At 71.2% G+C, this 20,921-nt stretch carries 19 protein-coding genes; 13 read left to right on the top strand and 6 right to left on the bottom strand.

Annotated features, from left to right (window positions below; all coding sequences use genetic code 11):
- Nucleotides 1–2 precede the first annotated feature (2 nt).
- Complete coding sequence (locus tag O3X23_RS34645) at nucleotides 3–1,547, top strand: MFS transporter (RefSeq protein WP_269276474.1); 1,545 nt, start codon at nucleotides 3–5, stop codon at nucleotides 1,545–1,547.
- A gap of 12 nt (nucleotides 1,548–1,559) precedes the next feature.
- On the opposite strand, the gene O3X23_RS34640 is transcribed toward O3X23_RS34645, so the two are convergent.
- Nucleotides 1,560–2,720 carry a PP2C family protein-serine/threonine phosphatase gene (locus O3X23_RS34640; RefSeq protein WP_269276472.1) on the bottom strand — a complete coding sequence of 387 codons (1,161 nt, stop codon included), beginning with the start codon at nucleotides 2,718–2,720 and terminating at the stop codon, nucleotides 1,560–1,562.
- A 95-nt stretch (nucleotides 2,721–2,815) separates the two neighbouring features.
- On the opposite strand from O3X23_RS34640, the gene O3X23_RS34635 reads away from it, so the two are divergent.
- Entirely contained in the window at nucleotides 2,816–3,307 is a 492-nt protein-coding gene (locus O3X23_RS34635; RefSeq protein ID WP_269276469.1) for a MarR family transcriptional regulator, read from the top strand.
- Nucleotides 3,308–3,332: 25 nt separating this feature from the next.
- On the opposite strand, the gene O3X23_RS34630 is transcribed toward O3X23_RS34635, so the two are convergent.
- Nucleotides 3,333–5,747, bottom strand: coding sequence for a SpoIIE family protein phosphatase (locus O3X23_RS34630; RefSeq protein ID WP_443048065.1), 2,415 nt, complete (start codon nucleotides 5,745–5,747; stop codon nucleotides 3,333–3,335).
- A 466-nt stretch (nucleotides 5,748–6,213) separates the two neighbouring features.
- On the opposite strand from O3X23_RS34630, the gene O3X23_RS34625 reads away from it, so the two are divergent.
- Nucleotides 6,214–7,170, top strand: a complete 957-nt coding sequence (locus O3X23_RS34625) for an anti-sigma factor RsbA family regulatory protein (protein WP_269276467.1) — start codon at nucleotides 6,214–6,216, stop codon at nucleotides 7,168–7,170.
- A 109-nt stretch (nucleotides 7,171–7,279) separates the two neighbouring features.
- Here O3X23_RS34625 and O3X23_RS34620 read toward each other — a convergent pair whose 3' ends face one another.
- Together O3X23_RS34620 and O3X23_RS34615 are read right to left on the bottom strand one after the other, a co-directional pair.
- Nucleotides 7,280–8,134, bottom strand: coding sequence for an RNA polymerase sigma factor SigF (locus O3X23_RS34620; RefSeq protein WP_269276502.1), 855 nt, complete (start codon nucleotides 8,132–8,134; stop codon nucleotides 7,280–7,282).
- 105 nt (nucleotides 8,135–8,239) lie between these two features.
- On the bottom strand, nucleotides 8,240–9,076 hold the full coding sequence (locus O3X23_RS34615; protein ID WP_269276466.1) for an undecaprenyl-diphosphate phosphatase: 837 nt from the start codon (nucleotides 9,074–9,076) through the stop codon (nucleotides 8,240–8,242).
- 225 nt (nucleotides 9,077–9,301) lie between these two features.
- Between O3X23_RS34615 and O3X23_RS34610 the strand changes: the two genes are divergently transcribed.
- Nucleotides 9,302–9,502: a hypothetical protein gene (locus O3X23_RS34610; protein WP_269276465.1), complete on the top strand. Its 201-nt coding sequence runs from the start codon at nucleotides 9,302–9,304 to the stop codon at nucleotides 9,500–9,502.
- A gap of 31 nt (nucleotides 9,503–9,533) precedes the next feature.
- Nucleotides 9,534–9,953 carry a YchJ family protein gene (locus tag O3X23_RS34605; RefSeq protein WP_269276464.1) on the top strand — a complete coding sequence of 140 codons (420 nt, stop codon included), beginning with the start codon at nucleotides 9,534–9,536 and terminating at the stop codon, nucleotides 9,951–9,953.
- Nucleotides 9,954–9,975: 22 nt separating this feature from the next.
- On the opposite strand, the gene ligA is transcribed toward O3X23_RS34605, so the two are convergent.
- Entirely contained in the window at nucleotides 9,976–12,057 is a 2,082-nt protein-coding gene (ligA, locus tag O3X23_RS34600) for an NAD-dependent DNA ligase LigA (protein WP_269276463.1), read from the bottom strand.
- A 60-nt stretch (nucleotides 12,058–12,117) separates the two neighbouring features.
- Between ligA and O3X23_RS34595 the strand changes: the two genes are divergently transcribed.
- Entirely contained in the window at nucleotides 12,118–12,315 is a 198-nt protein-coding gene (locus tag O3X23_RS34595) for a hypothetical protein (RefSeq protein ID WP_269276462.1), read from the top strand.
- 3 nt (nucleotides 12,316–12,318) lie between these two features.
- On the opposite strand, the gene O3X23_RS34590 is transcribed toward O3X23_RS34595, so the two are convergent.
- Complete coding sequence (locus O3X23_RS34590; protein ID WP_269276461.1) at nucleotides 12,319–12,966, bottom strand: HutD/Ves family protein; 648 nt, start codon at nucleotides 12,964–12,966, stop codon at nucleotides 12,319–12,321.
- 198 nt (nucleotides 12,967–13,164) lie between these two features.
- Here O3X23_RS34590 and ehuB point away from each other — a divergent pair, with 198 nt between their 5' ends.
- From ehuB to O3X23_RS34555, 7 genes are all read left to right on the top strand, one after another.
- Nucleotides 13,165–14,082 carry an ectoine/hydroxyectoine ABC transporter substrate-binding protein EhuB gene (ehuB, locus tag O3X23_RS34585; protein ID WP_269276460.1) on the top strand — a complete coding sequence of 306 codons (918 nt, stop codon included), beginning with the start codon at nucleotides 13,165–13,167 and terminating at the stop codon, nucleotides 14,080–14,082.
- 12 nt (nucleotides 14,083–14,094) lie between these two features.
- Entirely contained in the window at nucleotides 14,095–14,841 is a 747-nt protein-coding gene (ehuC, locus tag O3X23_RS34580) for an ectoine/hydroxyectoine ABC transporter permease subunit EhuC (protein WP_269276459.1), read from the top strand.
- Nucleotides 14,841–15,476 carry an ectoine/hydroxyectoine ABC transporter permease subunit EhuD gene (gene ehuD, locus O3X23_RS34575; RefSeq protein ID WP_269276458.1) on the top strand — a complete coding sequence of 212 codons (636 nt, stop codon included), beginning with the start codon at nucleotides 14,841–14,843 and terminating at the stop codon, nucleotides 15,474–15,476. The genes ehuC and ehuD overlap by 1 nt, the downstream gene beginning before the upstream one ends.
- 52 nt (nucleotides 15,477–15,528) lie before the next feature.
- Nucleotides 15,529–16,287 carry an ectoine/hydroxyectoine ABC transporter ATP-binding protein EhuA gene (gene ehuA / locus O3X23_RS34570; RefSeq protein WP_269276500.1) on the top strand — a complete coding sequence of 253 codons (759 nt, stop codon included), beginning with the start codon at nucleotides 15,529–15,531 and terminating at the stop codon, nucleotides 16,285–16,287.
- Between the two features lie 373 nt (nucleotides 16,288–16,660).
- A complete protein-coding gene (locus tag O3X23_RS34565; protein ID WP_443048064.1) occupies nucleotides 16,661–17,209 on the top strand; it encodes an NUDIX domain-containing protein in 549 nt (182 codons plus the stop codon).
- Between the two features lie 238 nt (nucleotides 17,210–17,447).
- The gene (locus O3X23_RS34560; RefSeq protein ID WP_269276495.1) at nucleotides 17,448–18,623 is read left to right on the top strand and encodes a lactonase family protein; all 1,176 of its coding nucleotides are present in this window, start codon (nucleotides 17,448–17,450) and stop codon (nucleotides 18,621–18,623) included.
- 152 nt (nucleotides 18,624–18,775) lie between these two features.
- On the top strand, nucleotides 18,776–20,917 hold the full coding sequence (locus O3X23_RS34555) for an NPCBM/NEW2 domain-containing protein (RefSeq protein ID WP_443048063.1): 2,142 nt from the start codon (nucleotides 18,776–18,778) through the stop codon (nucleotides 20,915–20,917).
- Nucleotides 20,918–20,921 lie beyond the last annotated feature (4 nt).

Below are 20,921 nucleotides of genomic sequence, written 5' to 3'. Positions count from 1 at the left end.
CCATGTCGCAGTCGGACTCATCGCACCCCGCGAACGGCGCGCACGACACCGACAGACCGGACCCGGCGGAGACCGGGACCATCACCACCGCGGTGCCGGCGCGCCTGGACCGCCTCCCCTGGTCACGCTGGCACTGGACCATCGTGATCGGTCTGGGAACGGTGTGGATCCTCGACGGACTCGAGGTCACGGTCGTCGGCAACATCGCCGGCCGGCTGTCCGAGGAGGGCAGCGGGCTGTCCATCACGTCCTCGCAGGTGACCGGTCTCGCCGCCGCCCTGTACGTGGCCGGGGCCTGTCTGGGCGCGCTGTTCTTCGGCTGGCTCACCGACCGGTACGGCCGCAAGAAGCTGTTCCTGATCACCCTGGCGGTCTACCTCGCGGCCACGGCGATGACGGCGCTGTCCTTCTCGTCCTGGTGGTTCTTCACGTTCCGCTTCCTGACCGGGTTCGGCATCGGCGGCGAGTACGCCGCGATCAACTCGGCCATCGACGAGCTGATCCCGTCCAAGTTCCGCGGCCGGGTCGACCTGATCATCAACGGCAGTTTCTGGCTGGGTGCCATCGCGGGCTCCCTGCTGTCCGTGGTCATGCTCAACACGAACATCTTCGCCGCGGACGTGGGCTGGCGACTCACCTTCGCCCTGGGCGTGGTGCTCGGTCTGATCATCCTGGTGGTGCGGCGCCATGTGCCGGAGTCCCCGCGCTGGATGTTCATCCACGGCCGGTCCGAGGAGGCGGACCGGCTGGTGTCGTCCGCCGAGGCGCAGATCAAGAAGGAGACCGGTCGCGACCTGCCGGAACCCGCCGGTGAGATCACCATCCACCAGCGCACCTCCATCGGCTTCGGCCTCATCGCGAGGACGGTGTTCCGCGACTACCCCAAGCGCGCCACGCTGGGTCTGGCGCTCTTCGTGGGCCAGGCGTTCCTGTACAACGCGATCACCTTCGGCTTCGGCGCGATCCTCACCACGTTCTACGACGTCCCCACCGGACACACCGGCTACTACTTCGCGGTGATCGCCGCGGGCAACCTGACGGGCCCGCTGCTGCTGGGACGGCTCTTCGACACCTGGGGCCGCCGCCCGATGATCGCGGGCACCTACATCGGCAGCGGACTGCTGCTGTTCGGCACCGCGTGGCTCTTCGGGAACGGCCACCTGTCGGCCAACACCCTGACGGCGTGCTGGTGCGTGGTGCTGTTCTTCGCCTCCACGGGGGCCAGCAGCGCCTACCTCACCGTCTCCGAGATCTTCCCGATGGAGACCCGGGCCATGGCCATCGCGTTCTTCTACGCGATCGGGACGGCGGCGGGCGGCATCACCGGTCCGCTGGTGTTCGCCAAGCTCACCGAGTCCGGAGTGGTCGACGACACCGTCCTGGCGTTCTGCATCGGTGCGGCGCTGATGACGGTGGCCGGTGTCGTCGCGGCCTTCCTGGCGGTGCCGGCGGAGAGACGCTCCCTGGAGGACATCGCCACGCCGCTGTCCGCCACGAAGCCCTCCGCGCCCAAGACACCCACGCCGCCCACCGCCCCGGCCGTCTGAGGGCCGGGGCGGTCAGGCGGGCGCGCCGAACCAGTCCAGGCACACGACCAGCGCGTCGTCGTCGCCCTGGGAGGAGCCGCGGTGTGCGGTGAGCGCTTCCAGGATGGCCCGCGGCACATCGGCCGCGGGCAGGAGGCGGGTGGCCAGCAGCGCACGGGCCAGCGCACGCTTGCCGTACATCTCGCCGCCGGCGTCGGGGACCTCGTGCACCCCGTCGCTGACGAACAGCAGCCGGTCGCCCGGCAGCACGTGGGCCGACTCGGGAACGTACTCCGTGCCGTCGAACATGCCCAGCGGGAGCTGTGCGTCGAAGGGCAGCAGTCGTACCGCGCCGTCCCGCAGCAGGAACGCCGTCGGCGATCCCGCTTCGATGATCTCCACTCGGCCGGTGGCCAGCTCGAACCGCAGCAGCAGGCACTCCAGGTGCCGGCTGCCGCGGTACTGGCCGTAGACCGCCTGGTCGGCGAGTGCGGCCTGGTCGGCCAGGGACAGTCCGGCCCGCCGGGCGTTGCGCAGCGCGCCCACGCCCAGGCTGGTGAGCAGTGCCGCGTCGATGCCGTCACCCATCCCGTTGGTGATCGACAGGGTGAGCTCGCCGGGCGAGGCGGACCAGTCGAAGTTGTCCCCGAAGGTGTCGTACGCCGGTTCCAGCTGTGCACCGAGGGCGAACTCGGGCCGGGCGCAGGAGCGGGCGGGCAGCAGCTGCCACTGCATCTCCGCCGCGAGGGTGAGGCGGTTCAGCCGGCGCGCCTGGACGTACAGGTCGGTGTCGCGCTCGGCGACCACCACCTCGTGGGCGAGCAGCCCGGCGATCTCCAGCAGCTCCGCGGTGGCGTCCCGGCCCGGCGGCTGCGCGAAGGTGACGCTCAGCACGCCGAGCCGGTCACCGCGTGCGGTGACCGGCAGGTGCAGGACGGTGCCGCCGTTCCGCCGCTCGGCGTGCGGCTCCTGCGAGCCGAAGGCCCGGCCCGCGCCCGATCCGTGCACCGGCAGCGCGGGGGCGCCGTGCGGCGGGACCGTCATCGGCTGGAGGTATCCCAGGCTGTAGTCGGCCATCAGCAGTTCGGCGCCGAGGGCGTCGTGGCAGCGGGCCAGGATCGGGAGCAGCACGTCGAGCAGGGCCGGAGGGGTCGCGGCGCGCAGGGCGCGCTCGGAGTCCTGGAGAACGTTCATGGCTGGCCGGGCACGCCTTCGATCGGTGGGGCGGTACTCACCGGCGGGGGCCGGAAAGCTGACAGTCGGGGTCGGACAATGCGAAGGTGAAGGCTATGCACTCCTCCCGATCCGCATCCTCCCTCGAAGAGGCGGCCGGCGCCGCCTCGGAGATCACTGAACTGCTCGAGGTGTTGTGGGGCCGCGGACGGGACGATTCCGCGGCTCCGGTCTCCGCCTCGCAGCTGCGGGTGCTGTTCATACTCGCCGACAACGAGGGCATCAATCTCCGCAACCTGTCGGAAGCGCTGGGCTCGGCCCCGCCGTCCGTCAGCAGGCTCTGCGACCGGCTGCAGGCCGTCGGCTTCCTGGAACGCGATCCCAATCCGCACAGCCGGCGCGAGGTCCGGCTGCGGCTGAGCGGGCGCGGGGTGAAGTTCCTGGAGGAGCTGCGGGCCCGGCGCCGCGAGCAGCTGTCGCAGGTGCTGGCCACCATGCAGCCGGCCGCGCGGACGGCGCTGCTCAGCGGGTTGCGCGCCTTCGGGAACGCCGCCGCCTCGGAAGCGTCCCCGCTCTCCGCGCACCCGAGCGCCGCGCACATCGCGTAAGCGCCGGCCGCGGCGCGCGGGAGGGTCACCGCGGTCGGAAACCGATGACGCAGGTGTCGTCGTCGGTGTCGGAGTTGCTGTGGGTGAGCAGCCGGTCGAGGTCCTCCTCCAGATCGCCGGTGGGCGGCCCGGCGTCGCGCAGCAACTGCTCCAGGGACTGCTTGACGGTCCGGTCGCGGCGCTCCAGCAGCCCGTCGGTGTACAGCAGCAGGGTGTCGCCCGGCTCCAGGACGACCGTCTCCTCCGCGTACCGCGCCTCGGCGACGGCACCGAGCAGGATGCCGGAGGGCAGCGGCAGCACCGTGGACCGCGTGCCGCGGACCAGTACCGGCGGCGGGTGCCCGGCACGGGCCCAGCGGACCACCCGGGTCGCCGGGTCGTACAGCCCGCAGATCACGGTGGCGGTGACGTGTTCGGTGAGCCGGTGGGCGACGGTGTTGAGCCAGCCCAGCATCTGGCCGGGGCCCGCGCCGGTCACGGCCAGGCCGCGCAGGGCGTTGCGCAGCACGACCATGCCGGTGGCGGCGTCGATGCCGTGCCCCGCGATGTCACCGACCACCAGCAGGACATTCTTGTCGGGCAGCACGACGGCGTCGTACCAGTCGCCCCCGACCAGGTGCCCCTTCTCCGCCGGCCGGTAGCGGACCGCGACCTGCAGCCCCGACGCGTCGATGGGGGCGGGGGCCGCCGGCATGATGGCGCGCTGCAACTGCAGGGCGAGCAGGTCGCGTTCGTCGGCGCGCTGCTCGGAATCGGCGAGCCGGTCACGGGTGGCGGCCAGCGCGACCTCCGTCCAGTGCTGCGAGGACACGTCCTGGTAGGCGCCGTGCACGGTCATCGGGCCGCCCTCCGGGCCGGCCGCCGGCTCCGCGACCGCCCGGATGTACCGGACGACTCCGTCGGGCCGCAACAGGCGGAAGGCGGTCGAGGCGGCCCTGCGCCGGTGCAGCACCTCCCGCAGGAACCTTCCGATGACGTCGGCGTCGTCGGGGTGGGCATGGTGCCGCAGCCGTTCCAGCGGGATCGGCGCCGAGTCCGGCGGCAGCCCGTAGAGGTCGAACAGCTGGCTGTTCCAGATGACCTCGCCGATGGCCGGGGTCTCCTCGAAGCCGCCGATCAGGCCCAGGCGCTGGGTGTGCTCGACGAGGGCCGCCAGTCGCGTCACGTCGTTGTGGGTGCGCCAGCTCACCAGCAGGGCGTCGCCGCACCGGCCGATGCCCAGCGCGGCGGTCACCAGCGGCACCGTGCTCTCCTCGGCGGCCGGCAGGACCATCCGCTCGGTACGGAACGGCTCGCCCGTCGTGTGGACCCGCAGCGCCTGCTCATACAGGCCGCCCTCCGCGGCCGCGAGCGGAAAGGCCTCCAACAGCGACCGTCCGGCGATGTGGGCGCGCGGGCGGCCGGCCGAGTCCGCGCAGTGCTCGTTGGTGTACGTGATCCGGAAGTCGCAGACCCGGTCCTGGTCGTCCAGCAGGGGTCGCAGGATCAGGGCGCAGTCCAGAAGGCCTTCGGCGAGCCCGCCGAGCGGGCCGGCGCCGTCCGCGGGGGCCGGTTCGGGGCCTGCGGGTTCGGCGGAGCCGACCCCGTACAACGTGTGGGCGCACAGTTCGGCGAGGGCGGTGAGCTGACGGTGGACGGCGCGCGACAGCGGTGCGCCGTGTGCCGGCCAGCACACCTCCAGGACGCCGACCGTGCGGCCCGTCCGCCGGGCGGGGATCAGCGCCCGGGCGCCGTCATCGACCCCGGACAGGCCGATGGACACGGCCGACGGGGGCGGCGCGCCGTGCCACAGCGTCCGCCCCGACAGCAGCGCCTGCTGGGCCAGCGTTCCGACCCGTGGGGGCACGTACCGCCAGCGGACGGCCTCCGCGGCGGGGAATCCGGCGCTGCCTGCGAGGGTGAGCGACCCGTCCTGGTCTGCCTGCCACACCGCGACGGAGGTGGCGCCCAGCGGTTTCAGCGCGTGGACCAGCAGTGACTGCGCGACTGCCTGCGCGTCGGTGGCGCCGAGCGCTCCGGCCTCCGCCATCCGCAGCCGGACGGCCGCCGGAGGTGTGGTGCGATCGAAGCCCTCGCCCGGAGCCGGCACGGCTCGCGCCAACGAGTCGTGCGCCGCCTCGTTGACGATGTCGGCGGCCAGCTCGGCGGCCGGAACCCCGGCGCGGGCGGCCAGTTCCTCCAGGTGCCGGGCGGCCTCTGCCGGTCCGTCCACACCGCGGGCGACCAGGATGCCCTTCGCCACATCGAGCAGCCCCCGCGTGGCGGCGGCGCTCTCCCCCGCGTCCAGCTCGTGGCGCAGCCGCTCCACGACCGCCGCCAGCCGCTCCACACCGGGTCCGCCCGCGCCGGTGTCCGCGCGGGGTCCGCGGAGCGCCGGCCAGTCCGTGTCCGGGACCGGATCGGGAGCGGGATCGGGGGCGGGATCGTTCACAGGCGGCATCCTTCAGGTCGGAAGTACGGTCTGGGCCGGGCGGCTGTCGCCGGCTGTGGCGTCGTCGACCCGGTGGCGCGGGTGACGATCGGTGGGTGGCGGGGCGGCCTACCGCGGCCCGCGCCGGATACAGGAGACCAGGGGGTCGCGGTCCACCCGCGCACCCGCGTCCACCATGTCGCCCATGCCCGTCCTCATCCCGCCATCACGCCGTCGCCGCAGGCGAGCGGGTGCCCGGGGCACTTCCTTCTTCATTGCCACATGACAAATGTTGCCGTGCCTTCCGCAGGCTAGCCCAGCATCCCGCCTTCCCGCGCCTCACGCCAGGACTTCGGCGGCCGCCCGGAGAAGGCAGGGGTCGGCGGGGTGCAATCCTTTGGTGCGGCGCGGGCAGACTCCTCATCAAGCACAATGGGACGTTGGGGGCGGAAGCCGCGGTGTGGTCGCGGACGGGGCCGCTGTCGATGGAGGCGTAGTGAAGACGAACCTGATACCGCAGGAGAGGACGCGCAGCGGCGGCTTCGCCCATCCCGCGCTCCTCTACCGCGGCAGCGACGCCTACCTCGCCGGGACCGTGCCGTTCATCACCCAAGGCCTCGACCGGGGCGAGCCGGTCGCCGTCGCCGTCCCCGGCCCGAATCTGGCTCTGCTGGAGAAGGCGCTCGGCGACCGCGCCGGCGAGGTGCGGCTGCTCGACATGACGCTGGCCGGCCGCAATCCGGGCCGGATCATCCCTGGCGTGCTGCGGGCCTTCGCCGACGCGCACCCCGACCGACGGGCGCGGATCATCGGCGAGCCGATCTGGCACGGGCGCTCGGCCACCGAGTACCCGGCCTGCGTCCAGCACGAGGCACTGATCAACCTGGCCTTCGCGGGCCGCGACGCCACGATCCTGTGCCCCTACGACGTCGACCGGCTCAGCCCGGACGTCCTGGCCGATGCCGCTGCCACCCACCCCGTCCTCATCGACGAGACGGGCAGCCTCCCCAGCCCCGGCTACGACCCCGCGCACACCGTGGAGAAGTGGAACCTCCCGCTGCCCGAGGCCCCGGACGGCGCGCTGACACTGGCCTTCGACGACGCGACCCTGACCGAGCCCCGGCTCGCCGCGTCCCGCTACGCCGTCGGCGCCGGCCTGGAGCCGGGGCGGATCCCGGACGTGGAGCTGGCCGTCAACGAACTCGCGACCAACACCATCCTGCACGGCGGCGGCTCAGGCACCCTGCGGCTGTGGACCGAGGACGGTCACTTCGTGTGCGAGCTGCGCGACCGCGGACACCTCACGGATCCGCTCGTCGGCCGCGTTCCCGTCGTGCGCGCCACCCCCGGCGGTCGCGGGATGCTGCTCGTCAACCACCTCGCCGACCTGGTGCGTATGCACACGACGCCGGCGGGCACGACGCTGCGCGTGTACTTCGCCCTCACCGCGTAGAGCCGTACGGGCCCGTGGGCTGCCGTTGAGCCGGAAAACACCGGTGGGGCCGCTCCGTGAACGGCCCCACCGGTGATCTGCTCGCACTCCGCGCTTCCGGGCGCTGGGATCACTCCTGGATCAGCAACTGCCCGCGCAGCCGGGTCAGGGTCCGGTTGAGCAGTCGCGAGACGTGCATCTGCGAGATTCCCAGCTCCGCGCCGATCTCCGCCTGCGTCATCTCCGCGCCGAACCGCATGTTCAGGATGTGGCGGTCACGGGGAGCGAGCTGGGCCAGCAGTGGCTTGAGGGTCTGGAGGTTCTCCACGGATTCCAGCGCGGGGTCGAGGTCCCCGAGGCGGTCCGCCAGCACGCCCTCGCCACTGCCCTCGTCCTCGCCCGCGGGAATGTCGATGGACCCGGCGACGTAGCCGTTGCTGGCCAGCTGGCCCTCGATGACCTCGGCGGGGGTCAGGTCGAGCAGCGCCGCCAGCTCGTCGGTGGTGGGCGCGCGGTCCAGCCGGGTGGCCAGTTCCTCGGTGGCCTTGGCGAGCTCCAGGCGCAGTTCCTGCAGTCGGCGCGGTACGTGAACGGCCCAGCTGGTGTCCCGGAAGAAGCGCTTGATCTCGCCGGTGATGTACGGAATGGCGAACGTGGTGAACTCCACCTCGCGCGACAGGTCGAACCGGTCGATCGCCTTGATCAGGCCGATCGTCCCGACCTGCACGATGTCCTCGCGCGGCTCGGACCGGTTGCGGAACCGTCCGGCGGCGAAGTTCACCAGCGATATGTTCAGTTCGATGAGGGTGTTGCGGGCGTACTGGTACTCGCGCGTGCCCTCGTCAAGGGTCCGGAGCCGGTCGAAGAAGAGCTTCGACAGCTCCCGGGCGTCCTTGGGCGCGAGCTTTCCCGGGGACTCCACGCGCGGCAGTTCCGCGGGGTCCGCGTCAGTCTCCGGGAACCGCACCGCGGTCGGGGAAGTCATCGTCGCTACCGAGCCCGCCATGTCGCCCTCCTCAGGATGTCCACCTCGTCGAGGCGACGTATACCCGTGCTTCCGGGGCACACACGTGGCAGTTTCCGTGGATCCTCAGGCGCTCAGGACACCCGTGCCGAGCAGCGAGAACAGCAGGATTCCGATGATGACGCGGTAGATCACGAAGACCATGAAGGAGTGCTTGGCGACGAACTTCAGCAGCCAGGCGATCGAGGCGTAGGCGACCACGAACGACACCAGAGTGCCGACGACGAGGGAGATCACGTCGACGCCGCCGCCCGTGGCGTCCTTGAGCTCGTAGAGTCCGGCGCCGGTCAGGGCCGGGATGGACAGGAAGAACGAGAGCCGGGTCGCGGCCAGCCGGTCCAGGTCGCGGATCAGGCCGGTGGAGATCGTGGCCCCGGAGCGTGAGAAGCCGGGGAAGAGCAGCGCGAGGATCTGGGAGGAACCGACGATCATGGCGTCCTTGAGGGTGATCTCGTCCTCGCCGCGCTTGAACCTGGCCATCTGTTCGGCCACCCACATCACGACGCTGCCGCCGATGAGCGAGCCGGCCACCACCCACAGGGAGGCCAGCGGGCCGTCGATGAGCGGCTTGGCGAGGAGGCCGACGACGACGATCGGGATGGTGGCGTAGATGACCCACCAGGCGAACTTGTAGTCGTGGCTGTCGCGTTCGGCCTTGTTGGCGATGCCGCGTCCCCAGGCGCTCGCGAACCGCACGATGTCGCGGAAGAAGTAGACCAGGACCGCGGCGATGGCCCCGACCTGGATGACCGCCGTGAAGCCGACGACCGCCTTGTCGTCCACCGGGATGTTCATCAGCCCCTCGGTGATCTTGAGGTGGCCGGTGGAGGACACCGGGAGGAATTCGGTGACCCCTTCCACCACTCCGAGAATGGCGGCTTGGCCGACGCCGATGGCGCTCATTGGTCCCGTCCCTGAAATCGCGTCGAATGACCGGCTTGGCGGCGCCGTTGCCAGCGGGGGCCCGCACGGGCGCACCCAACGTCTACAAGATTGTAGACGCTGGGTGAGACTGTAGTGGACGGCCCGCCCAGCGGGCAGGCCGGGGCCAGCGTAACGAGACCGACGCGCCCGTGGGACGGGCATGCCCCCTACCCGGCGGCCCGTTCGGGGAGCAGCATCGACAGTGTGGCGGGATCAGCGGATCTGGCAGCCTGTGACGAATGCGGCCGTACCGATCGGACGGTCCGCGACCTCGGGCTGCGCGCGCCCCTGGCCCTGTGTGACGCCTGCTTCCACGCGTTGCTGGAAGTGCGGGTGAACCGTCAGCCGCTGCCGCTGTCGCGGATTCTGGACGATGTACGACGTCGCGCCACGGACACCGGGTAGCCGGCCACGGTGGGGCCGTCACAATGATGGCGTGACACAGAACAGCGCACGCCCATCAGTGACGGCCCGGCCGACGGCGCCCTGCCCCTGCGGACTGGACGCGTCCTACCGCGACTGCTGCGGCAGGCTCCACAGGGGCGAGGCCGCCGCGCCCACCGCGGAGCGGCTGATGCGCTCGCGCTTCAGCGCGTTCGCCGTCCGCGATGCCGCGTACCTGCTCAGGACGTGGCACTCCACCACCCGGCCGCCCGGCATCGCGTTCGAGCCGGGCCAGCGGTGGACCCGACTGGAGATCATCGGGACGGCGGACGGCAGCGCCTTCCACACCGAGGGCACGGTGGAGTTCCGCGCCCACTACTCCCTGCGCGGCCACACGGACTCGCAGCACGAGCTGAGCCGCTTCGTCCGCGAGGACGCCCTCTGGGTCTACCTGGGCGAAGCCGGGGGGTAGCCCACGGGGCAGCGCGGGACGCTCACGGCAGGAGGTCGCCGAGCAGCTCGGCGAACTCGTCCGGGGCGATCACCCGGATCCCGAGTTCCTCCGCCTTGGCCCGCTTGGAACCCGCCTTCTCCCCCGCGACCAGCAGGCTGGTCTTCTTCGACACGCTCGACGACGCCCTGCCGCCCGCGCTCTCGATCAGCTCGTTCATCGCCGTACGGGACAGCTCCGCCAGCGCACCGGTCATGCTGCCGGTGACCACGACCGTCAGATCCGCCAGCGGGCCCGCCGGAACGGCCGGCCGCGCTTCCGCCGTGCCCCCGTCGTCGCCGGGCATCCGCGCGGGCACACCGGGCTCGGCCATGTTCACCCCGGCAGCTGTCAACTTGTCGATAAGTGGAGCCAGTTCGGCGATCTGGGCGACGACGACCCTCGCCTTCTCGGCGCCGATACCGGCGACGCCCTCCAGGGCGGCGGCGTCCGCCGCGCGGATGGCCTCCATGGTGCCGAAGTGCCGGGCGATCCGCCGGGAGATGCTCCGGCCGGTGCCGAGCACGCCCAGCGCGCAGAACACCCGGTTCAGCGGCCGGTCCTTGGCGGCGGCGATCGTCGCCAGCAGCTTGTCAGCGCTCACCTCGCCCATCCGCTCCAGCGCCAGCAACTGCCCGCGGTCGAGGGTGAACACGTCGGCGAAGTCGGAGACCTGGCCGGACGCCACCAGCTGGGCGACGAGCTGCTGCCCCATCCCGTCGATGTCCAGGCAGTCACGTGCCACCGCGTAGCGGATCGAGGCGAGCTGCCCGCACTCCCGGCCGCGCACACAGCGCCAGCGCTCCTGCCCGGTGTCGATCTCGGAGGCGCAGCGGGGGCATTCCGTGGGGAAGTCGATCGCGGTCTCCTCCCCGGTGCGGAGTTGGACCACCGGCGCCTCGATGCGCGGGATGATGTCGCCGGCTTTGTAGACGGTGACCTGGTCACCGATGCGCAGGTCCCGGCGGGTGATGTCGGCCGGGTTGTGCAGCGTCGCGTAGGTCACGGTGCTGCCGTCGATCTCGACGGGTTCGAGCACGGCGCGGGGCGCGATCACGCCGGTCCTGCCGACGTTCCATTCCACGGCGAGCAGCCGCGTGACGCGCTCCACTGCGGGGAGCTTGTAGGCGATCGCCCACCGCGGGGCCCGGGAGCTGAAACCGGCCTTCTCCTGGTCCGCCGGGTCGTCCGCCTTGATCACCACTCCGTCGATGCCGAAGGGCAGCGCGGCGCGCAGCACGGCGATCTCCTCGACGCGGCTGCGGACCTCGTCGATCGAGGCACAGGTGCGCAGCCCCACCGGGGTGGCCGCGGTGGTCCGCACGCCCGCCGCGGCGACGATCTCCATGACCTGGCTGTGGGGCAGTGCCGCCAGTTCGGCCGAGCCGTCCTCCAGCGGCAGTCCCGAGTAGGCCCAGAACGTCATCTCGATGACGTACGGCCGCTCCTTCGCCCGCAGGGTGCCGGCCGCCCCGTTGCGGGGGTTGGCGAACGGGGTGGCACCGAACTCGGCGCGGGTGAGGTTGGCCTGCTCGAACTGCTCGGTGGTGAGCAGCACTTCCCCGCGGACCTCGAACGTCACCGGGGTGTCGAGTTCCTCCGGCAGCCCGGCGATCGTCCCGATGGCGTGGGACACGTCCTCGCCGTGGCTGCCGTCGCCACGGGTGACCAACTGCTCCAGCCGGCCCTTCCGGTAGCGCGCGGCCACGGCGACCCCGTCCAGCTTCGGTTCGACCGCGTAGCCGCTCGTCACCGGTCCGCCGAGCCGCTTGGCCAGCGACTCCGCCCAGGCCGAGAGCTCGGCGCCGTCGAAGACGTTGTCCAGCGACATCATCCGCGCCGAGTGCTCCACCTCGCCGGCCGGCACCGCGCCGCCCGCGACCTTTCCGGTCGGCGAGGCCGGTGCGATCTCGGTGGGGTGCTCGGCCTCGTAGGCCGCGATCGCCCGTGCCAACCGGTCGTACGTGGCATCGTCGAGGCGGGAGTCCCCACCGCTGTAGTAGGCGGCGGACGCCGCGGTGGCCTCGGTGACGGCCCGCGCGTACGACTCGGCGTCGGCCGGCTCGGCCGTGATGATCTCGGTCATGGGTACATCGTGCCGCTCACCACTGACAATGCGCCGGGCCGGCGTGGAAGGGTGGTCGCCATGAGCTCCGCGCACCCCGCCGAAGGGACGGAACCGGCCGACCGGGACGGCTCCGCCGCCCCGTCCGGCACCGTCGCCGGCCCTGAGGGCGGCGAGTCCGCCTGCTGGCTGGACCGCGTCTGCCCGCGGTGCGACGCGGTGGCCGACGGCCCTCCGCCCGCCCGCTGCCCGCGCTGCGGCGCCGAGCTGCGCGGCTGATCCCTACTGCGCGTCGCCCGCCGGGCTGACGGTGATGACGGCCGCCCTGCCCACGGACCGCAGGGTCGCGGCGTCGGTGTCCGTCCCCGACACGAGCACCGCGTCGAAGCGGGAGAGCCGGCTGTCCCCGGGACCGGCGACGACGGTGCGGCCGGGATCAGGATCGGGATCGGGATCGGGACCGGGATCGGGACCGACGGAGAACTCGACGTCGTCGGCCAGGGCGACGAGGAGTACGGACCTGTTCTCGGGGACCTTGGCCGTGTGCGTGCCGTCCACGACCCCGACCATGGCCGCCGCCCGACCGCGCCGGGTCATCACGTTGAGATTGACGACGGGCCCGCCCGTCAGCCGGCAGCCGGTGGCGACGTCCCCGGGGAACGCGAACGGGCGCAGTGGGCGGATCGGCGGGTGGGCGTCACCGTCGATCGTCAGCACCATGCCCGCGCCGTCGACCACGGTGATGATCCTGTCGACCCCCGGGAGGGCGGAGTACGGTCCGTCCCCCGCGACATCGGCGAGACTCACCCGCCAGCCGAAGTCGGCCAGGCCCGCGCCCGGTGGGTCCGCGGTGAGCTCACGCGTCACGCCGCCGCCGTTGCTCCATGACGTCGGCACCCGGTCATCGGCCCGAAGAATCCGCGCTTCCATACTGTCGATGGTCCGGCGCGGCGCCGGTCGCGTCAAATGGTCCGCCCCTCCGCATTCGGTCCATCCCGCGCATCCGACGCAACTACGGACAACCACCCCTACCTGCGATTTCCCTGAATGCAAACGGTGTTGGCGGGTAGGGGCGGCCCTCATGTGGCGTCACGCACCAGGTGGCGCACGTGATCGAAGGGACCATCCATGTCGCAGCGCAGCGCCTTCTCCCGCAGAGGCTTTCTGCTCGGTACCACCACCTTGACGGGCCTGGCGGTGGTACCGGGGCTGCTCACGGCGTGCAGCCGCACCGAGACCGGCACAGGAGCGCCGAAGGGCGAGGGCGACCTGCTGGCGAAGCTCAGGAAGCAGGGGTACGTACGGGTCGGGTTCGCCGGTGAGGCACCGTACGGGTTCAAGGACGGCACCGCGCTGGCCGGTGAGGCCCCGACGCTCCACCAGGAGATCTTCGCCGCGCTCGGGATCGCGGAGCTCCGCCCCACCCTCACGGACTTCGGCGCCCTCATCCCTGGCCTGGCGGCGGACCGCTTCGACGTGGTCAGCGCCGGGATGGCGATCACGCCGGAGCGGTGCGACAAGGTTGTCTTCTCGGAACCGGAGTTCGTCTCCCCCACCGCGCTGATGGTGCGCAAGGGCAATCCCAAGGGTCTGAGCGACCTGGCCTCGTGCGCCGCGAAGGATGCCACCGTCGGAGTGCTGACGGCGGCGGTCGAGGCCGGGTACGCCGCCGGAGCCGGTGTCGGGGACTCCAAGGTGAAGTCGCTGGCCAAGCAGCAGGACGGGCTCGACGCGCTGGTCGCCGGACGGATCGACGCCTTCGCCCTGACGGGGATCTCCCTGCGCTGGCTCGCGAAGACGAACAAGGGCGCGGACGTCGAGGTGCTCGAACCGTTCGTACCGGAGGTGAAGGGCAAGAAGCAGTACAGCCCCGGCGGAGCGGTCTTCCGTAAGAACGCCACCTCGCTGCGGGACGCCTTCAACGGCCAGTTGAAGAAGATCACCGGCGACCCCGATCACTACGTCGCGCTGCTCGGGAAGTACGGCTTCACGAAGCAGGAGGTACCGCCGGCCACCCTGCGGACAGCCGATCTGTGCAAGGCGTGATGGGCGAGCCCTATGAGCGATTTCCTCACGCAGTTCTCCCGGTCCCTGCCGAGCCTGTGGCAGGGTGTCCTCGTCACCCTCCAGGCCACCGTGCTCAGCGCGTCGCTGGCCCTCGTGCTCGCCTTCGTCCTCGGCTTCATGTCCCGTTCGCGGCACCTGCTCGTGCGCGGGCTGTCGCGGGTGGTCGTCGAATTCCTCCGCGGGACCTCGCTGTACGTCCAGCTGTTCTGGCTGTTCTTCGCGCTGCCGATCCTCGGCTTCAAACTTGAGCCGCTGGCCTGCGCCGTCCTGGCCTTCGGGTTCAACTACGGCGCGTACGGCTCCGAAGTGGTGCGCGGGGCGCTGAACGCCGTGCCCCGGGCGCAGTGGGAGGCGGCCGTAGCGCTCAACCTCAGCCCTCGGCAGCGGATGCGCCGGGTGATCCTGCCCCAGGCCTGGGTGCAGATGATCCCGCCGTTCAACAACCTGCTCATCCAACTGCTCAAGTGCACGCCGCTGCTGTCGTTGATCACCATCTCCGATCTGACGTTCCAGATGGACCAGTTGCGTTCGTCGACGGGGAACACCGCGGCCGCGTACGTGACGCTGCTGGTCATCTACTTCGTGCTCGCCTACGCGCTGACGCTGATGATGAACGCCCTGGAGGCGGTGGCCAAGGCCCGGCTGGGCCAGGGCGGCGGACTGCGGCACGTCCTCAAACCGCCGTCCACGGGGGTCACCACTCGTGACGGCAGCGCCGCAAGGGCGGGTGGTGTGTGATGTGGGACTGGCACACCGCCCGTGAGGGGCTGCCCGTGGTCCTGCACGGCTTCGGGATCACCCTGCTCGCCACGGTGCTCGGATCCGTCGTCGCGATGGTGCTCGGGCTGCTGATCGCCGTGCTCCGCCGCGCCCCGACCCGCTGGGTCACCGTTCCCGTCCGCGTCGTCGTGGAGTTCGTCCGCTCGACCCCGGTGATGATCCAGCTGTTCGCCGTCTGGGTGCTCGTTCCCGGCCTGGACCCGCTGACCCTCGGCATCGCCGTCCTCGGCGTCCACTACGCGATGTACACCTCCGAGGTGTACCGCGCCGGCATCGATGCCGTGCCCCCGGGGCAGTGGGAGGCGGCGGTCGCGCTGTCGCTGCCGCGCGGCCGGGTGTGGCGCGCGGTGATCCTGCCGCAGGCGGTCCGCAAGGTCGTTCCGGCCCTGGGCAACTACGTGCTCTCCATGTTCAAGGAGACGCCGTTCCTGTCGGTGATCACCGTGCAGGAGATGGTCCATGAGGCGAACGAGTACGGCAGCGTCCACTTCGCCTACCTGGAGGCGTTCACCCTCGCCGCCGCGATCTTCCTCGTCGCGAGCTACCCGACCTCGATGCTGATGAGAAGACTGGAGAAGCGCCTTGCTCAGTGACACCGGCCCCAAGGAAGACATCAACACCGGAACCGGCTCCGCGGTCGCGGACATGGTCCGCTTCGAGGGGGTGGTGAAGCGGTTCGGCGACCACACCGTCCTGGACCAGCTCGACTTCGGGCTGCGGCGGGGCGAGCGGGTGACGCTGATCGGGCCGAGCGGCTCCGGCAAGACCACCATCCTGCGGCTGCTCATGACCCTCGAACGCGTCACCGAAGGCACCATCCACGTCAACGGCGAGCCCTTCTCCCACATGCCGGGAGGCCGCGACAGACTGGTGCCGGCGAACGAGAGGTACCTGCGAGAACGCCGGCGCCGGATCGGCATGGTCTTCCAGCAGTTCAACCTCTTCCCCAACATGAAGGTGCTGGAGAACGTCACGGAGGCGCCGGTGCACGTCCTCGGTCTCAGCCGCGACGAGGCCGCGGAACGCGGCCGCGAGCTGCTGGACCTGGTGGGCCTCGCCGACAAGTGCGACGCCCATCCGACGCAGCTCTCCGGCGGGCAGCAGCAACGCGTCGCCATCGCCCGCGCGCTCGCCATGCGGCCCGACATCCTCCTGCTCGACGAGGTGACGTCCGCGCTCGACCCGGAGCTCGTGGCCGGTGTGCTCGACGTCCTGCGGGACATCGCCCTGAGCACCGACATCACCATGCTGTGCGTCACGCACGAGATGGGCTTCGCCCGCGACGTCTCCGACCGAGTGATGATGTTCGACCACGGCCACGTCCTCGAAGCCGGCCCGCCGGACCAGCTGTTCGAGTCCCCGGAGCACAGCCGCACCCGCGAGTTCCTCAGCGCGGTCCTCTGAGCAGCGCGGTCCTCCGAGCGGGCGTCCCCCGGGCGCCCGCCCGGAGGACCGGGTGCGCGCACGCCACCCCGCCCCGCCTCGGTTTCGGGGCGGGGTGGGACGTCGTGACGGCATCACGGCGTCTGACGGCGCCTGGGAGGCGAATGGCGCGAACGCCCGCTGAAGCGCCGCTTCTCGAGTCCGCGCAACGCCGGGCCGGGCATGCACGGACAGTGCCTTCACCGTGCTCCTTTCGCCTGCTCCACGGGAGGATCGGGACTGCCTCAGCTTCCCGCTTCCCGCCCCGCGCGTCACCGTGCGAACACCGTGCGCCGGAGCGCGGCGTTCGCACGGGGCGTGAAGCCGACGCCCACCGGCCGGGGCCTGCAGCACAATGGGCCGACGCATCACCGACGAGAGGACTCCCGTGACCCGTCCTTCGGCCGCCGACACCGACCGCACGCTCGCACCCGCGCTGGATTCGATGACCCTGCTCGCGGCCGCCGTGGTCGTCCACGATCCCGGGAAGCGGCGGGTTGTGCTGCTGCGGCGCGGTCCCGGGGCGAAGTACTGCCAGGGCAAGTGGGACCTTCCCATCGGCAAGAGCGAGCCGGGCGAGCCCGTCACGGACACGGCCGCGCGCGAACTGCGTGAGGAGACGGGCCTCGTGGTCGACCCGTCGGCGCTCCGCCTCGCCCATGTCATCCACGGTGCCTGGGGCGTCGAATCCCCCAACGGCTTCCTGACCGTCGTCTTCGCGGCTCACGACTGGTCGGGAGAGCCCGTCAACAACGAGCCGGAGAAGCACTCCGCCGTCCGCTGGTTCGACACCGGCGACCTCCCCGGGATGGTGCCCAGTACGGGCCACGCCCTGCGCTGCGTCCTCGACGACGGCCCGCGGATCTCGCTGCACGGCTGGCAGGAACGCACCCCCGTCCGATAGCCGTCCCGCTGCCACCCACACCCCGTGCGACCTGGTCCGTCACGAACGCCCGGGTGGACACGGGACCTGCGGACGGCAACCCGCGGATGGCCGGTTCACGATCTGCGCGGGTGAATTCGTTGCACCACGCGCAACACGCGTTGCGACAGACGACGGACTCTGCTCCCCTGGAGCACCGCACAGCAGCGGACCGGCAACGCAGTATCGGGAGGTGTGTCGCGTGGAGGACAACGCAGGCATGGGCAGGCGGGGCCTGCTCGGCGCCGCGGCGGCGGCAGCGGCCGCCACGGTGGGCCTGGGGTGCGCCCCCGAGGCGACCGCGCGGGCGGACCTGCCGGCGGGGACCGCGCGGAAGCCGTCCGCCGCCGGACCCAAGCCGCTCTATCTCGGCACGTACACCTCCGTGAGCGGGGGCGCCAAGGGCGTCGCGCTGGCGACGTACGAGCCCACGACCGGCGCGATCACGTCCACCGGAGTGGTGACCGGTGTCGGGGATCCGTCCTTCGTGGCCCTCGGCCTGTCCGCCGACACGCTGTACACGGTCAACGAGCGCTCGCCGGGCGCCGTGACCGCCATCGCCCTGCACGGCGGCAGCGGTGGCGCGCCGAAGGTCCTGGGGTCGCGGCCCACCGGTGGCGACGGACCCTGTCACCTGTCCGTGCACCCCGGCGGCCGCCACCTGCTCAGCGCGAACTACGACTCGGGCAGCGTCGCCGTGCACCCGATCGGCCAGGACGGGAAGCTGGGCGCGCGCACCGCTCTCGTACGGCACAGCAGCCCGCCGCCCGGACCCGGGCAGGACGGAGCGCACGCCCACGAGATCCTCACGAGCCCGGACGGCCGGTTCGTCCTCGCCGTCGACCTCGGCAACGACACCGTGTACACGTACAAGCTCAACGAGACGGCGGGCACCCTGCAGCAGGTCTCCTTCGCGACCCTGCGGCCCGGAGCGGGTCCGCGCTCGCTCACGTTCCACCCCGGCGGCACGTTCGCCTACGTGGCCAACGAGTTGGACAACACCGTCGTGGTCTGCGGCTACAACGCCACCACGGGGAAGCTGACCCCCGGCGCACCCCAGCCCACCGGGACCGGGAGTACCAAGAGCTATCCGGCGCAACTGCTGGTCTCCGCCGACGGAGCGTTCGCGTACCTCGCCAACCGCGGCCACAACAGCATCACCCGCTACGCCGTCGAGTCCGCCGGCGCGACACTGCGGCTGCTGGACACGGTGCCGGTGGGCGGCGACTTCCCCCGGCACATCGCCTTCGATCCGACGGGCCTGCTGCTCTTCGCCGCCAACCAGAAGTCGAACACCGTCACCGTCCTGAATGTCGACACCACCACCGGGAAACTGACGTCGGCCGGGCGGCCGTTCGCCGCGCCCGGCGTGGTGTGCGTACTGCCGTCGCCGTAGCGAAACCGGTCCTGTGGACCAGGCCCTCGACCCGGAAGCGCAGGACGCTTCCGGGTCGAACTTCTTGACATGTCCAGTCAGTACCGCTGTGATGTGGTTGCTTTCGTTCGACCCCGTTGAATTGTGCGCCATTTACCCCCATGGAGCCGCACATGCAGCCCGAACGTCACACCATCAGACAGCGTTTGGCGGCCCTGGCCGCCTCGTTGGCACTCGTCACCGGAGGTGGCGCACTCGCCGCCACGGCCGCCGTGACCGTGCAACTGGCCACGGCGGCACCCGCAGCGGCCGTCGACAACGGCCTTGCCCTGACCCCGCAGATGGGGTTCAACAACTGGAACTCGACCCACTGCCGGGCGGAGTTCAACGAGGCGATGGTCAAGGGGATCGCCGACATCTTCGTCTCGCAGGGCCTCAAGAGCGCCGGCTACAACTACGTCAACATCGACGACTGCTGGGCGCTGCCCAACCGTGACGCCTCGGGCAACCTCGTCCCCGACCCGGCGCGCTTCCCCAACGGGATCAAGTCCGTCGCCGACTACGTGCACTCCAAGGGTCTCAAGTTCGGCCTGTACTCCAGCGCCGGCACCAAGACCTGCGACACCCTCGGCTTCCCCGGCGGCCTCGGCCATGAGCAGCAGGACGCCAATCTGTGGGCGTCCTGGGGTGTCGACTACCTCAAGTACGACAACTGCAACAACACCGGGGCGGACGCCCAGACCCGGTACAAGGCGATGGGCAACGCCCTGAAGGCCACCGGCCGCCCGATCCTCTACAGCATCTGCGAATGGGGCTCCAACCAGCCCTGGAACTGGGCAGCGAACGTCGGCAACTCCTGGCGCACCACCGGAGACATCAGCGACAACTGGTCCAGCATGATCGGTATAGCCCACCAGAACCAGCCGCTCGCCCCGTATGCCAGGACCGGCGCGTGGAACGACCCGGACATGCTCGAGGTCGGCAACGGCGGGATGACGGACACCGAGTACCGCACCCACTTCAGCCTCTGGTCGCAGATGGCCGCGCCCCTGCTGATCGGCAGCGATCTCCGCAGCGCGAGCGCGGCGACGCTCGCCATCCTCAAGAACACCGACGTCATCGCCGTCGACCAGGACAGCCTCGGCAAGCAGGGCACCGTGGTGTCCAACTCCGGCGGAAAGGTCGTGATGACCAAGGCGCTGGCCGGCGGCGACCGGTCGGTGACCCTGACCAACGAGAGCGGCTCCGCGCAGACGATCTCGACGACCGCGGAGGCGGCCGGTATCGGCGGCGCGTCCTCGTACGCACTCAAGGACCTGTGGTCCAAGCAGACCAGCTCCACCACCGGCACGATCAGCGCCTCGGTCCCCGCGCACGGCACGGTGATGTTCCGGGTGACGCCCGGCAGCCCCGTCCCGCCACCGACCGGCATCAACCAGCTCAGCGATCTGCCCATGACATCGGCGACCAACGGCTGGGGCCCGGTCGAGCGCGACCGCAGCAACGGCGAACAGGCCGCCGGTGACGGACGCACCCTCACCATCAACGGCACCACCTACGCCAAGGGCCTGGGCACCCACGCCCCCAGCGAGATCAGCTACTACCTGGGCGGCAAGTGCCGTTCGGTCAACGTCGACGTGGGTGTGGACGACGAGGTGTCCAGTCCGGGCACGGTGATCTTCCAGCTCTACCGGGACGGCACCAAGGTCGCGGACAGCGGGGTGCGGACGGCCAACGACGGTCCCCAGCATCTGACCGCCGACCTGACCGGCGGAAACCAGTTGAAGCTGGTCGTCACCGACGGCGGCGACGGCATCAACTACGACCATGCCGACTGGGCCGACGCCAAGCTGGCCTGCGGCAGCGGCCCGGCGGCCGGCACCAGCGCGCTCAGCGACCTCAACTGGACCTCGGCGGTGAACGGCTGGGGCCCGGTCGAGCGCGACCGCAGCAACGGCGAACAGGCCGCCGGTGACGGACGCACCCTCACCGTCAACGGCACCACCTACGCCAAGGGCCTGGGCACCCACGCCGCCAGCACCGCCATCTACTACCTGGGCGGCACCTGCACGTCCCTGACGACGGATGCCGGCGTGGACGACGAGTCGGCGACCAACGGCTCGGTGGTCTTCCAGATCTACCGGGACGGCACCAAGGTCGCCGACAGCGGCCTGGTCACCGTCAGCGATGCGGCAAAGCATCTGACGGCCGACCTCACCGGCGGTCTGGAGCTGAAGCTCGTCGTCACCGACGGCGGGAACGGCAACACCTCCGACCACGCCGACTGGGCACTGCCCCGCCTCACCTGCGGCTGATCCC

Source organism: Streptomyces sp. H39-S7, from assembly GCF_027158205.1.
Taxonomy (GTDB): Bacteria; Actinomycetota; Actinomycetes; order Streptomycetales; family Streptomycetaceae; genus Actinacidiphila.
The sequence above is the reverse complement of the archived record's forward strand: the minus strand, read 5'-3'. Positions and strand labels throughout refer to the sequence as shown.

Bases quoted from the DNA above. Each gene is read 5' to 3' on its own strand.
- O3X23_RS34555 (WP_443048063.1), top strand. From the start codon at position 18,776: ATGCAGCCCGAACGTCACACCATCAGACAGCGTTTGGCGGCCCTGGCC.
- ehuD (WP_269276458.1), top strand. From the start codon at position 14,841: ATGTGGGACTGGCACACCGCCCGTGAGGGGCTGCCCGTGGTCCTGCAC.
- O3X23_RS34645 (WP_269276474.1), top strand. From the start codon at position 3: ATGTCGCAGTCGGACTCATCGCACCCCGCGAACGGCGCGCACGACACC.
- ehuA (WP_269276500.1), top strand. From the start codon at position 15,529: ATGGTCCGCTTCGAGGGGGTGGTGAAGCGGTTCGGCGACCACACCGTC.
- O3X23_RS34595 (WP_269276462.1), top strand. From the start codon at position 12,118: ATGAGCTCCGCGCACCCCGCCGAAGGGACGGAACCGGCCGACCGGGAC.
- O3X23_RS34615 (WP_269276466.1), bottom strand. From the start codon at position 9,076: ATGAGCGCCATCGGCGTCGGCCAAGCCGCCATTCTCGGAGTGGTGGAA.
- O3X23_RS34640 (WP_269276472.1), bottom strand. From the start codon at position 2,720: ATGAACGTTCTCCAGGACTCCGAGCGCGCCCTGCGCGCCGCGACCCCT.
- O3X23_RS34590 (WP_269276461.1), bottom strand. From the start codon at position 12,966: ATGGAAGCGCGGATTCTTCGGGCCGATGACCGGGTGCCGACGTCATGG.
- O3X23_RS34620 (WP_269276502.1), bottom strand. From the start codon at position 8,134: ATGACTTCCCCGACCGCGGTGCGGTTCCCGGAGACTGACGCGGACCCC.
- O3X23_RS34560 (WP_269276495.1), top strand. From the start codon at position 17,448: ATGGGCAGGCGGGGCCTGCTCGGCGCCGCGGCGGCGGCAGCGGCCGCC.
- ehuC (WP_269276459.1), top strand. From the start codon at position 14,095: ATGAGCGATTTCCTCACGCAGTTCTCCCGGTCCCTGCCGAGCCTGTGG.
- ehuB (WP_269276460.1), top strand. From the start codon at position 13,165: ATGTCGCAGCGCAGCGCCTTCTCCCGCAGAGGCTTTCTGCTCGGTACC.
- O3X23_RS34635 (WP_269276469.1), top strand. From the start codon at position 2,816: ATGCACTCCTCCCGATCCGCATCCTCCCTCGAAGAGGCGGCCGGCGCC.
- O3X23_RS34630 (WP_443048065.1), bottom strand. From the start codon at position 5,747: ATGCCGCCTGTGAACGATCCCGCCCCCGATCCCGCTCCCGATCCGGTC.
- ligA (WP_269276463.1), bottom strand. From the start codon at position 12,057: ATGACCGAGATCATCACGGCCGAGCCGGCCGACGCCGAGTCGTACGCG.
- O3X23_RS34565 (WP_443048064.1), top strand. From the start codon at position 16,661: ATGGGCCGACGCATCACCGACGAGAGGACTCCCGTGACCCGTCCTTCG.